Here is a 12,898-nt window from a genome sequence, read left to right as displayed (position 1 = left end):
GCCCCCTTCTTATTTTCTTAAGTATAGCCTGTTCAACTAGACGAGAGGAAGAATAATTTCTCATTTATCAAAATATTTCTATATGTTATGATTAAAAAAAGAGAGGTTTTTCTTTATGTATTCATTTCAACTTATTACCCAAGAGCAAGCAGAGGAAATTGCTTTTAACTGGCATTATGATGGAAAGTATGCGTTTTATAATATGGAAGCGGATGAAGAGGATTTAACAGAATTTCTTGATAGGGATAAAAGAGCTGACTCAGTTTATGCTGTTACAGAAAACAATCGACTCATTGGCTTTTTTAGTATCCATCAGGAAGAAAACGACACCATTGATATAGGCCTTGGTTTAAGGCCAGACCTAACAGGACAAGGGCTTGGCTATACCTTCTTAGCTACTGGAATCACTTATATAAAGGAACGCTTTTCTCCAGCTTTTATCACCTTGGCTGTTGCCGTCTTTAATGATCGAGCCATAAAATTATACAAAAAGGCAGGCTTTAAAGAGGAAGCTACATTCCTTCAGTATACTAATGGTGGAGAATATGAATTTGTAAAAATGATATATCCGTGCAAAAAAAAGTGTTGATTTCAATTAAATGAAACCAACACTTTTTTTACTGCTATTTAAAATCTATTTCCATGCCTGGATATACCAACTGAACGGGACCACTATAAATTTCTTTTGCTTCTTCCACCAGTTTTTCCTGTTCTCCATAATGGGGAAGATGGGTTAATAAAAGCTGCTTTACACCGGCAAGTTCCGCTAACTTTCCAGCTTCTTCACCAGTTAAATGTCCTCTTACCACGCCGAACTGTTCTTTATATATACTTGCTTCACTTATTAAGAGATCCGCATTTTTCGCAAAAACAACTAACTCATCCTTCCACTCTGTATCTGCAGTGTAAAGAATGGTTTTGCCATTTGCTTGGATCTTCATTGCCAAACAGTAGGCAGGATGAATCGTTTCACAAAAAGAAATAGTAAACGGTCCAATATTAGATATTTTTCCTACAGAAATTTCTCGCCCTTCTGTATAAATATCGTTGGTTAATTCCTCAAACTTGCTATCCTGTTTATGTCCATAAATTGGGAAAGTTGCTGCGCGATTTCCAAGTATAGATTCCACTAACATAGCATATTGCAGCACGCCTACATCTGCGATATGATCATGATGATAATGGGAAAGAATGCACGCATCTAAATCTTTTAAATCCACATAGGATTGCATCTTTGCTAGCACGCCGCTCCCACAATCGACCAATAAATGAAATCCAGCGGACTCCATTAAGAAGGAAGAAGTCGGACTTTCTTTCCCAGGATAACCTCCATATTTTCCTAAAAAGGTAATTTTCATCACACTATTCTCCTTTAAACAATCGATATCTATTTATTATTACCGATTTCGATTGACCATATAATCTACTAAGTACCTCAAAAAATTAGTCTTCTTCGGTATAGCATCGACTATATCTAATGCTAAACTATAATGCTCCCACATTTCCTTTCTGGCACCTTCTACACCTAGCACACTTACAAAAGTGGACGTATTATTGTCTTTGTCCATTCCAGACTCTTTTCCTAATATTTCTTTACTTCCCTCTGCATCGAGTAAATCATCCTTTATTTGAAATGCAATCCCAGCATGATAAGCATATTTCTTCAGCAAATCCTTAACCTCTTCTGGAACTACCGCTAAAATGGCTGGCATGACAAGTGCTGCTTCGAACCCAATTCCCGTCTTATAAAAACAAAGAGTATTCAGCTCTTGAAGAGATAGTTTTTTTCCTCGCGATTCTAGATCCATTATCTGGCCTTTACACATATCAGCAGTAGCTTTCGTTGTATACTGAATCAGCTGTAATATCCTGGATTCATCAAAACCACGTAAATTAGCTTGTTCTTCTATTGCCTTTTGTGTCAGGAATAGTCCAGTTAATTCTGCTGTTGCAGTATCATACACTTCATGCAGCGTTGGTCGTCCTCTCCTCATTGCGGCATTATCCTGTGATGGCAAATCGTCAAATATTAGAGAAGCTGTATGCATATATTCCACTGACCGCAGCAGGGGGGCGATTTGGGCATTATCTAGTCCCCATTCTTTTTCCCCGATAAAACTAGTAATAACCGGCCGTAATCTTTTCCCATTTCCAGTAAGACTATAATTTGCTGCTTCTGTCACGATATCTTTTTTCAATTGTGCATTTTCTGTAATTGGCAGCATATTATCGATAGATACCCTGCTTGATTGAATCATTTCAGAAAACGCTTCTTGTTCTCTGTGATTTTCCTTTAAAATACTAATCATATGATCACGTAATAACTTATCGAAAAAGTCGACATCATCTGATTTTTCCACTATCTGCTGTAATAATCGATTAAAGACGGGAAAATCTTTTGTGAGAATTCCCATTAAATCATTATATTTCTCACTTCCCAATTTTTCCTTTAGTCGTTTTAATCCGTTAACTGCACGGTCTAATAAGACTTCTTGGGTTTTTAAATCAGAATGGTATACATCGTGAATCAAATAAGAAATGACGGTCCAATACATTTCAAAAGGATTAAGTAAGTCCTTTCTCGTTTGATAATAGGTGAGATAATACGTATAAGGCGTTACAGCACCATCCTTTTTATTCTCAAACATATCGGCTAAATCATCTGCCAGCTGATTATAAATTCCATAATAAAATGTTCTTTGATCATAGCCTACATCCTCAGGTGCATTCATTAACGAGCGAACAATCTGTCGCGAAGCAGAAGATTTAAGGATTACAGGGATATATATTTCTTCATTAGAGTATGTGCTAACAGTCAATTTCTTTTTTCTGTCGACCTCTTGTGAATGAAAAAAGATATAGGATTGATTTAAAAATAGCTCCCATGTTTGATTATCATGCTGTTTTTTCATATATTCAAATGCTTCTTTTAACTCATTATGGATGAAGGAAATAAGCTCTTTATTTTCTCCATGCCACAATCCAAAATGTGGGACTATCCCTGTTTCTAAGGTACTTCGGATTAGAGCAGAATAGCGTTCTTCCTCTTCCGGTGATAAAATATGGGCATCAAGCAAATCATCAATTAAAGGATAGGTCAATCCATAATAGAAGCCTAGTTTAATAGCTTTTTCTAGTCGCAGCTGGCGCTCTTCGTCTGAAAGGTCCATGGTTCTTCTTTCTTCTAATTCGTGCATCAAGACCCCTGCAAGAATCTTCAAGATTTTCCGCTGGGCATGCTCCACGCTCATCCCAGCAGGAATATGTGAAGTCACTCGTTTCAGCTTTTCCATAACCCAAATCATTGTATGTTCAACAGCAGCTTTTTTAGCTAATTTGTATATACTGGAGACACTAAAATTATCTTCCTTTGTTTCTTTCTTTAATAAATAATTTTTCACCTTTCCAACTGCTTCATTAACTCTTTCTTGTGTGAAAGGAGAAGAAAGCGTCTTTCCTAAATCGCGCATATATAGATAGGAAACACTTCTATGCAAATAGTTATCTAGTTTGCCTGCATAGTTTAACCACTCTATATAAGGGCGATATCCTTTTACTCGTGGTTTTCTTTTTTTTCGGGAAAAATAACTAAGGATGGATGGAGAATGAATATGGTTTATTTTCCATGTTTGAAAGTCGCTCGTTAAGCGCAACACATAAGCCTTATCCACTAACTGCTTTTGAAGGGATTCGAAGTAACGAGCAGCTTTGTCCTCTGCCGATCGATATTCCTCCTTTTTTTTATCTTTTACCTTTTTATCCATATGAACATTACCTCTGCTTTTACTTAAAGTTCATTTAACTAATCTAATATAATCAGCTTTCCTCTTTATTATAACTAGAATATTCATTATCTCCTATTAATCTTATATATACCATAGAAAAAAACTCTCCTATTATGGAAGGAGAGTCTTAGTATAAAGAGTTTGATTTTTGGATGCAGCTTTTTATCTGTTCCCTTTTTATTCCCGATTATCTTAAAAATGTCTCTGACAATAGCTAGATTTATTAGCAAACACTTTATTACTTTCCATACAATGCTTCCATATTCCCTTTGCTTTTTTCGCATAAATATCGAAGATTTTATTCATTCTTGCTTCTTCTGTTGGATAAAGCTTTTACTCCATCAGAAGCCAGCAAACCATGGTTCATCGCAGAATACTTTGAGTACGAAACTGTAGAAATTTACTTCATTATTATACAGAAGTTGCTCTATGTTTGGTTACCGGAACTGTATCCCCTGATTCTGCGGCCTTTTCCATCACAGATGGCCTTGCAAGAATGAATACAGATATAATCAATAAGGCACCAGCTATCAAGAGAATCCATTGTGCAGGAACATAATCATATAACACACCAAATATAAGTGTTCCAACCGGCATCATTCCCATTGCAAATGTCTCTAATATAGTAAAAACCCTTCCTTTATATTCATTCGCAATCTTCTTTTGCATTAATACCATTATTGGGATATTAACCAGTATATTAACAGATCCAAACAAAAACATTAGCATAAAGTAAAAGATAAATATAGAGACTGCCGGCATCGGAATGAAGATTGGAATAGCTGCAGCTGCCATTAATATTCCTAGCACTATAATTCCTATTTTACTTACTTGGAAGGGTTGTTTAAATTCCTTTCCTAATGAAAGATAAATAGATAGCAATAAAGTTCCAACAGCAAAAGCACCTTCTACCATTCCAAATTGGACAGATGGCATATGTAGCTTTGTATTCACTACATATGGGAAACCAATATTAAAAGCAGTAAAAATAAAATTGACGATAAGACTAATACTAATAATAGCTACTAATAGCGGCTGATTCTTAACATAAACTAATCCTGCCTTCAAACTCATCCAAACCGTTTCCTGTTGTTCTGCCTTTTCTTTTTCCTTTTCAAACAATGTAAAATTCATCGTGGAATCAAGTACAACAGCAATCAACGAAGCAATCAGAAAAATTGTTAAAAAGACAGACATGGAGACAAGACCGAATAATATTCCACCGATAGCAGGACTGGCAATTTGCGCAATGGAAACGGCAATTTGATTCATGGAAGACGCTTTTTGAATGCGGCTTTCATCAACTAATCCTGTTAAAGAAGAAGTAAAAGCATTGCTCGCAAACATCGAGGTAATAGATAAAATACAAGATGTTGTATAAATAGCAGGTAAAGATAATCCTATCGTGACACTGTAAAGCAGCAATCCACCAATAGATATGGTAGAGACAGTTTGCGCTGTAATCGCAATATGTTTACGAGGATATCTATCAATAATAGACCCAGCAAAAGGTGCTACAAGTGTCCGCGGCAAAATATTGCATAACATATTTACGGCAAAACTCATCGAAGAGCCAGTTAAATGCAAAATATATAAACTAATTGCAAATGTATAAATTTGTGACCCAGCTGTGGCAATTAATTTACTACTGACAAATGTCCATAAATGGTAGGCCGCTCTCTTTTCTAACGAATATTCTTTCACCAAAACCTCGTCCCCCTTCAAAAAGTTTAATTAAATTAAACAAATCATATCACACCAAAACTTTCCTTTCAAGGAAAAGTTTAATATAATTAAACTATCGAAAGAAGGAGTTGTACGATTATGCTAGGCGAACGCATTCGCACATTACGAAAACAAAGAAAAATGACCCTAGAGGCATTAGCTGGAGAGAAATTAACCAAAGGCATGCTTAGTCAAATTGAGAATAATAAAGCGCGCCCTTCTATGGAGAGTTTGGAATATATTGCGGAGAGACTAGGCGTTGATATATCAGAGTTATTAGAAAAGGTAAGTATTGTTGAATTAAGAAAAGTATTAGAGGAAGCAGAAAAGATACATGAAGAATTTCGTATTTATTTTAAACACTCTGAGGAAACCATAGAACAATGCTCCAAACTGACCGCCTTAATTGAGCCCTATATCTCTAATTTGAATGAAAGCTATGAATCAGCTCGCTTATTGGAAATTTATAGCCGCAGTCTATTTTGTCTGAATAAAAAGGAATGGACATTATATTGTGATAAAGCAGCATTAATTTATGATTTGCTTAATCTTACTGCTAATCGGGCAAACATTGCATTCTTCAGAGGAATAAACTTTTATTTGGAACACCGCTATCAAGACGCTTTACAATGTTATTTGGAAGAACGACATCATATTGAAACAACCCATATAAAGATAGATCCTATGACTAAAGTCACTATGGATTATCATATCGCTGCCTTATATTCAGCAATCGGAGACATAAAAGCAACTTCAGAAGCAGTGGAAAGCGCATTGGAATACTCGAGAAAAGAAAAACTCTACTACAAAATAGACGATATCTATAAGCTTGCTACAGTGGTTGCCTTGCTAGTGGGAGATGAAGAAAAATTTCATTACTACCTAAAAAAACTAAAGCAATATGGTGAATTTGTAGAAGATAAAATTTTTGAAGAACTCTGTGATGTAATTTATGTGGAATACTTACTGCATGTAAAGGGAGAATACCATCAAGCAATGCCTATCATTGATCAATATTTAACTTTTGACGAAAACACTCAAAAAGTAACCGGTGATAATTGGAATATGCTTCAAAAGGGAAAAGCGATGTATTTTGCTAAGGCATATTCAGAAGCACTCCACATTTTAAAAACAATTTATGTACCAAAACATACTAACCATCCTGTTGACCAAGCTATTTATTTTACCAAAGATATATTTATTGCTCTTTGTTATAAGGAACTTAATAATATCGATAAAGCGCGAGATTATGCAAAAATTGCTTATGACTGCTATTTCCCGCTGCCTGACTCTATATTTAAGACTCTATGTAACGAAACATATAAAAACATTTGTTTAAGCTAACTATGTAATATTTATAAAAATAAAAATGGGCGTGAATAAATTCCTTCACACCCATTTTCCCTTTTTTATATGGCTAAAATCTCTTTCGTAAAATGAATAAAGTCGGTGAAATAGCCATCCACTCCAAATTCGTGAACTCGTTCTTGTTCCACTTTTTGTGTTTTCTTATTCGTAAAATAGACATGTACCTCTTTTTCCTTTTTATGTAATTCGTCTACCACCTCTTTTGTAATATCTGTAGACTCTATGCCGATGATAGGAAAATCAACCGTACTAGCTTTTTCTAGGGAAAAAGAGCCTTTGCGAAAAAGAAGTGCTAATTCAGTAGCTGGTGCCATTTCTTTAATTTTCAATAAACTCTCTTCTGAAAAGGATTGGATCGTTACCAAATTTTTGTCTAAAAGCTCATACTTTTTTAATAGCTGAATTAGTTTTTCTTCCATTGTTAGTTTTCCATCAACGAGCCTTGTCTCAATATAGTACTTTTGTGTATCTTGAAAAGTATCGATTATTTCCTTTAATGTAGGAATTTTTTCCTTTATCTCTTTCCTATTATCCGATTCGATTGTTTGAAACGCCCTTAGTTCTTCTAATGTGTAATCAGAAACCTTCCCTTTGCCATTTGTAGTCCGATCGATTGTATCATCATGCATGGCAACTAACTCGCCATCCTTTGTCATTCTTAAATCTATTTCTAATGAATCTACGCCAGATTGAGCTGCTATTTGATAGGCAGTAATGGTACTCTCGTTGTACCATTCATTTGCCCCTCTATGTGCGATTACCCTTGGAGTTTCTTCGTGTTCTGTCACAGATGGACTGACCATAGTTTGTACTGACTGATTATTTCCGCAAGCAGAAAGGGAGATAATTAAAATCAGCAAGAGGATGCTTCTATTTAAGAATTTACTCAACAGACACAGCCCTTTCTTGTCTTATCGCTATGGCCATTTCTGGATAATCAGTAATAATAGATTCTACTTCTGCATCGATAAGATTAGTCAACTCTTCCTTTTTGTTTACTGTCCATACTCTTACATGCTTTCTTAATTCCTGCCAATCTTTTAAGTTATCAATCACCATTTCTTTATGGAGATGCAAAGCCTCTAATTCCAAGCTTTTTATATAATCAAGAGGGTTGGAAATGAATTGATTTAATAGCCAGGCAATCGATGCAGATGGATCCAATCCCTTTATTCTTAACAAAGTCGGCAAATGAAAAGAAGAATAAACAATCTTCCGCCCATTTCCAAATTGCTTCACAAGCGCTAGAGTCTTTTCTTCAATTCCTTCATATGCAAATGTATAAGTTTTAAGCTCAATATTTAATTCGATATCGTATGGAGCAAGCAACTGTAATACCTCTTTTAATGTAGGCACTTTTTCTGCAATCCAGCTTTCTTCATAATCAGGAAGGGAAGAAAATTTACTTCCCGCACTAAACTGTTTAAGCTCTTCTAGTGTATAGGATTTTACAAAGCCAATTCCGTCGGTTGTGCGATTTAAAAATTCATCATGAATAACAACTACTTCCCCATCCTTTGTCAGATGGATATCTAATTCAATTCCATCTACTCCTTGTAGTATCGCTTGTTGAAAACCGAGAAGTGTATTTTCAGGAAACCTGCCTTTTGCGCCTCTGTGTCCGTAAACTTTGGTTTGATTCATGCTTCCCTCTCCTTTTTAATAGCAAAGAAACAGACTAACTAGTATAAAAATTAATCTGTTTCCTAAACTATCTATTATTTTCTAGCTCGATTCGCCTTTTCAATTGCTTCATTAAATTGTTTTACCATATTGCTATACGTCTCCTCGACATCTCCACCGTTATAAACTGTCTCAAGTGCTGTTTCGCTAACGCGACGTCCCTCTGGAATCATATCCATTAAAGCACCTTGTGTAGCATAAGAAGACTTAGTAGACTGTAATTGCTCCACTGTAACTTTTAATTGTGGCATTTTCTGATATGCTTCTGTTACAACTTGTTCACTATACGCATCTGGATTAATAGCAAAATATCCTGTGCCAACATGCCACTTCGCTTGAACTTCTTTTGTTTGTAAGTACTTCATGAATTCCCAGGCCGCTTTTTTCTCCTCATCACTCTTATCTTTCATCATCCACAGACTTGCTCCACCTATAACCACACCTTGTCTTTCTACAGCTTCTGGATGGGGAATAAAAGCAACACCTACATCAAATGGCGCATTATCAATGACATCTCTGGCACTAGCCGAAGATTGCATAAACATTGCAACATCTCCTGCAAGGAATCCTGCTACCATGTTGTCACCATTCGTACCATAATTAGCAAAGGTTTTAGCATCAATCATTCGTTTTACCCATTGAAAAATCGATTTTCCTTGTTCATCCGTAAAACCAATTTCTGTTGGTGTTTCTGTTCGTCCATTATCATTATTCATTAATAAAGCACCTTGGTTAGCTAATAATTGCTCATATAACCAACCGTATGCTTGGAGGGCAAATCCTTTCATTTCTGGGTTTGCTTTTGTTATCGCTTTTCCAGCTTCTTCTACCTCCTCAAATGTTGCGGGAGCTTTCTCGGGATCTAGACCTGCTGCTTTAAAAGCATCCTTGTTGTAATACATAACTGGTGTAGAAGAGTTAAATGGCATCGAATAAAAAGTGTCATCAATTTTATAGTAGTTTGTGATATTTTCTTCTAAACCGCTCATATCATAACCATCTTCATCAATGAGTGTCTGAATTGGTTCCACAAATCCACTATTAATCATCGATTTTGTGCCGATTTCAAAAACCTGCATCATAGTTGGCGCACTTTCTGTCCCTGCAACTGTATGAAATTTTGTTAATGCCTCATCATATGTACCTTGATATTCTGCATTGATTTTCACCTTATCCTGCGAACTGTTGTATTCCTCTACAATACTATTCAATGCTTCTTGAGCTGCTCCGCCCATGGAATGCCAGAATGTAACCGTAGTCGGTCCTTCCTGTTTTTCACCACTAGTAGAGGATTCTGCATTATTGCTGCAGCCTGCCATAAATAAAACGATTGATAGCATGAATATACTGAATAACTGTTTTGTTTTCTTCATTTTCCCCACACTCCCCAAATATCTTATAGTTAAATATTGTGAAAAAATTATTTTAAAGCTCCTTCTGTTAATCCCTTTTGAAGCTTTTTCTGGCCTAAAAATAATAGGATTAATGTTGGCAGAACCACAATAATTGCTCCTGCCATAATAATGCCCCATTCATTTAACTGTTCTTGTGATTGAAGCTGTCTTAACCCTATTTGAACAGTACGTACACTATCATTTGTTGTGGCCAGTAGTGGCCATAAATACATATTCCAAGAAGTAACAAAGCCATACACACCTAGTGTAATCAAACTCGTTTTCGCCATTGGCAGAACAACCGTTAAATAAAATTTAAGATCCCCAATTCCCGCAATTTCACTTGCTTCCTTAAGTTCTTTGGGAATTTGTTTAAAATTTTGCCGTAAGAGAAACGTACCAAAGGCTGTTGCAAAAAACGGAATGGTTAAACCATTATAATGATCCAGCCAGTTTAGATTCCTTATCGTTTGAAAGTTTGGGATGATGGATGCTTCAAATGGCACCATCATGGTTGCAATAAAGATAAAGAAGATTACATCTCTCCCTTTAAACTCTAAAAAGACAAATGCATAAGCAGCTAAACTAGCAAGTATTAATTGTCCGAGCATAATAACAAGGGAAACGACAAAACTATTTAATAAATATTGCATTAAGGGAAAGCGTTCAAACACTTTTATATAATTGTCCAATGTTAATCCGGTTGGAATTATTTTTCCTGTCATAATATCCTGTGAAGACATAAAGCTCATTAGAAAAGCGATTATAGCTGGCGAAAAAATGAGCAGTGCCGAAACGATTAAGAAGATGTAAAAGATAATTTTTTTATGAATTGGCAATGTCACTGATAATGGACCTTCCTTTCCCCAAGCTTAAATTGAATAATAGTGAGAACCAGAATGATGACAAATAGAATAATTGCTTGTGCACTTGCTGTTCCATACTGGTAATTCATAAACGCCTCTTGATAGATAGAATAAACGATTAAATTCGTTTCATTTTGCGGTCCACCTCTTGTTAACATATCTACTTGACCGAATGTTTGAAAGGCATTTATTAATGTGACAGTCAGTACAAAAAATAAAGTGGGAGAAAGCATCGGAATCGTAATTCGTCTCAATTTATAAAAGTAGCCGGCTCCGTCTATATCTGCACTTTCATAGAGATAAGAATCAATCGATTGAAGTCCACCTAATAAAATTAAGAAGGTAAATCCGACATTCATCCAAATGGTAGAAATAGATACAGAAAAAAGCGCCCAATTAGGATCGGTCAGCCACCCAATTGGCTCTAAGCCAAATGTTTTTACAATACGGTTCAGCCACCCAATTGTCGGATGAAATAAGAACATCCAAAATACAGAAGCTGCCGCAACTGAAATCCCCATGGAAGAGGAAAAAACGGTTCGAAAAACACCAATTCCACGTAACTTTTCATTTGCAAGAATCGCTAGGAATAAGCTGACGATAATCGATCCTGGAACTGTGTATAAAGCAAAAAGAAAGGTTGACTTTAAACTTTGCAGGAAAATAGCAGATTTGAAAATTTCTAAGTAATTCTCCAGCCCTACAAAGACTGTTGGGTCACCTCGATTATCCGTTAAGAAAAAACTTAAAAAGATAGTTCTTCCTAATGGATAAAATAAGAAAACACTAAATAATAGAATAGAAGGTAATAGAAATAGCATTCCTTTCAGCCAATACTGTAACCGCTGCTTCTTTTTTTCTTTTATAAAATCAATGGAAGGTTCCACTTCCTGCCGATATACAACCTCACTCATAGTCCAACAACCTCTTGTTCTTTGGCTGCAATTGCTGGTCGAATCAATGCTCCCGATTCAGAATCGAAAAAGCAAATATTCTTAGAGGACAACTGAACTGGTACATGATCTCCTGCTTGAATCCGCCATTGCCCTAACCATTTAGCTGTCCAAAGCTCCTTACCCACTTCAAAGGTTAACAGCGTTTCATTTCCTAACTGCTCCACATTGATAACCTCTAAAGTATGTGTTTTCTCTTCTGGAGCTGCTGGCAAAATATGTTCCGCTCTTATCCCCATCGTTAAATTTGGATAGGACAACAGTGCTAACATTTCTTCTTTATCCATAGTAATTTGCAACCCACTCTCCAACACTAATTTATAATCTATTATTTTCCCTTTACTTAAATTAATCTTCGGGGAACCGATAAAAGAAGCTACAAACAAATTGGCTGGCTGATTATATAAAGTAATCGGTTCGCCTACTTGTTGGATTTTCCCATCATTTAAAACCATGATTCGATCCCCCATTGTCATGGCTTCGACTTGATCATGGGTTACATAAATCATCGTTAAGCCCAGCTTCTTTTGTAACCGGCGGATTTCTATTCTCATGTGCGCGCGGAGCTTTGCATCTAAATTAGAAAGCGGCTCATCCATTAAACAAATTGGAGCTTCACTGACAACAGATCTAGCAAGAGCTACCCGCTGCCTTTGACCGCCAGATAATTGCTTCGGCTTACGTTTTAATAGATCCATTAATCCCATCATCTCAGCAGTTTCCTGTAGTCTTTTTTGCTGTTCTAACTTGTCTATTTTTTTGGCACGTAAACCAAAGAGAATATTTTGTTCAACCGTTAAATGTGGATATAAGGCATAATTTTGAAAGACCATAGATAAATTGCGTTCCTTTGGAGGCAGGTGATTGACAATCTTATTATTCATCTTCAATACGCCCCCAGAAATTTCTTCAAGACCCGCAATCATTCGTAATAATGTACTTTTCCCAGATCCTGATGGACCAACTAGCACAAAAAATTCCCCTTCTTCTATGGAAAGACTTATCTGATCAATTACCGATTTTTGTCTATCATATGATTTTGAAATGTCCTTCAATTCTACTGCAATCACTAACAAACCCCTCCCCAATTGAATTACATCCCTATTTAACCATACAAATTTAAC

Annotated in this window: 11 protein-coding genes; 2 read left to right on the top strand and 9 right to left on the bottom strand. The window is 36.0% G+C overall.

What is annotated here, in order from left to right:
• Positions 1–115: 115 nt before the first annotated feature.
• On the top strand, positions 116–589 hold the full coding sequence (locus NSS71_RS01860; protein ID WP_061799677.1) for a GNAT family N-acetyltransferase: 474 nt from the start codon (positions 116–118) through the stop codon (positions 587–589).
• A 34-nt stretch (positions 590–623) separates the two neighbouring features.
• On the opposite strand, the gene NSS71_RS01855 is transcribed toward NSS71_RS01860, so the two are convergent.
• From NSS71_RS01855 to NSS71_RS01845, 3 genes are all read right to left on the bottom strand, one after another.
• On the bottom strand, positions 624–1,358 hold the full coding sequence (locus NSS71_RS01855; RefSeq protein ID WP_061799683.1) for an MBL fold metallo-hydrolase: 735 nt from the start codon (positions 1,356–1,358) through the stop codon (positions 624–626).
• 39 nt (positions 1,359–1,397) lie between these two features.
• Positions 1,398–3,764: a polyprenyl synthetase family protein gene (locus tag NSS71_RS01850; protein WP_341151264.1), complete on the bottom strand. Its 2,367-nt coding sequence runs from the start codon at positions 3,762–3,764 to the stop codon at positions 1,398–1,400.
• A gap of 432 nt (positions 3,765–4,196) precedes the next feature.
• Positions 4,197–5,489, bottom strand: coding sequence for an MFS transporter (locus NSS71_RS01845; protein WP_061799812.1), 1,293 nt, complete (start codon positions 5,487–5,489; stop codon positions 4,197–4,199).
• 120 nt (positions 5,490–5,609) lie between these two features.
• Between NSS71_RS01845 and NSS71_RS01840 the strand changes: the two genes are divergently transcribed.
• A complete protein-coding gene (locus NSS71_RS01840) occupies positions 5,610–6,854 on the top strand; it encodes a helix-turn-helix domain-containing protein (RefSeq protein ID WP_341151263.1) in 1,245 nt (414 codons plus the stop codon).
• A 65-nt stretch (positions 6,855–6,919) separates the two neighbouring features.
• On the opposite strand, the gene NSS71_RS01835 is transcribed toward NSS71_RS01840, so the two are convergent.
• From NSS71_RS01835 to NSS71_RS01810, 6 genes are all read right to left on the bottom strand, one after another.
• Positions 6,920–7,768, bottom strand: coding sequence for a glycerophosphodiester phosphodiesterase family protein (locus NSS71_RS01835; protein ID WP_144544413.1), 849 nt, complete (start codon positions 7,766–7,768; stop codon positions 6,920–6,922).
• Positions 7,761–8,522: a glycerophosphodiester phosphodiesterase gene (locus NSS71_RS01830; protein ID WP_047941524.1), complete on the bottom strand. Its 762-nt coding sequence runs from the start codon at positions 8,520–8,522 to the stop codon at positions 7,761–7,763. The genes NSS71_RS01835 and NSS71_RS01830 overlap by 8 nt, the downstream gene beginning before the upstream one ends.
• Positions 8,523–8,596: 74 nt before the next feature.
• A complete protein-coding gene (locus tag NSS71_RS01825; RefSeq protein ID WP_095257774.1) occupies positions 8,597–9,934 on the bottom strand; it encodes an ABC transporter substrate-binding protein in 1,338 nt (445 codons plus the stop codon).
• Between the two features lie 47 nt (positions 9,935–9,981).
• Positions 9,982–10,800: a carbohydrate ABC transporter permease gene (locus NSS71_RS01820; protein WP_082138283.1), complete on the bottom strand. Its 819-nt coding sequence runs from the start codon at positions 10,798–10,800 to the stop codon at positions 9,982–9,984.
• Positions 10,797–11,735: a carbohydrate ABC transporter permease gene (locus NSS71_RS01815; RefSeq protein ID WP_047941521.1), complete on the bottom strand. Its 939-nt coding sequence runs from the start codon at positions 11,733–11,735 to the stop codon at positions 10,797–10,799. The genes NSS71_RS01820 and NSS71_RS01815 overlap by 4 nt, the downstream gene beginning before the upstream one ends.
• On the bottom strand, positions 11,732–12,844 hold the full coding sequence (locus tag NSS71_RS01810) for an ABC transporter ATP-binding protein (protein ID WP_061799818.1): 1,113 nt from the start codon (positions 12,842–12,844) through the stop codon (positions 11,732–11,734). Before NSS71_RS01810 ends, NSS71_RS01815 begins: the two co-directional genes overlap by 4 nt.
• Between the last annotated feature and the right edge of the window lie 54 nt (positions 12,845–12,898).

This window comes from Niallia sp. FSL W8-0951, assembly GCF_038006525.1.
GTDB lineage: Bacteria > Bacillota > Bacilli > Bacillales > Cytobacillaceae > Niallia > Niallia circulans.
Note: the sequence above shows the minus strand (reverse complement) of the source record. Positions and strands in the feature narration are given on the sequence as shown.

Coding starts and splice junctions, on each gene's coding strand:
- NSS71_RS01815 (WP_047941521.1), bottom strand. CDS start 11,735: ATGAGTGAGGTTGTATATCGGCAGGAAGTGGAACCTTCCATTGATTTT.
- NSS71_RS01850 (WP_341151264.1), bottom strand. CDS start 3,764: ATGGATAAAAAGGTAAAAGATAAAAAAAAGGAGGAATATCGATCGGCA.
- NSS71_RS01860 (WP_061799677.1), top strand. CDS start 116: ATGTATTCATTTCAACTTATTACCCAAGAGCAAGCAGAGGAAATTGCT.
- NSS71_RS01855 (WP_061799683.1), bottom strand. CDS start 1,358: ATGAAAATTACCTTTTTAGGAAAATATGGAGGTTATCCTGGGAAAGAA.
- NSS71_RS01830 (WP_047941524.1), bottom strand. CDS start 8,522: ATGAATCAAACCAAAGTTTACGGACACAGAGGCGCAAAAGGCAGGTTT.
- NSS71_RS01825 (WP_095257774.1), bottom strand. CDS start 9,934: ATGAAGAAAACAAAACAGTTATTCAGTATATTCATGCTATCAATCGTT.
- NSS71_RS01840 (WP_341151263.1), top strand. CDS start 5,610: ATGCTAGGCGAACGCATTCGCACATTACGAAAACAAAGAAAAATGACC.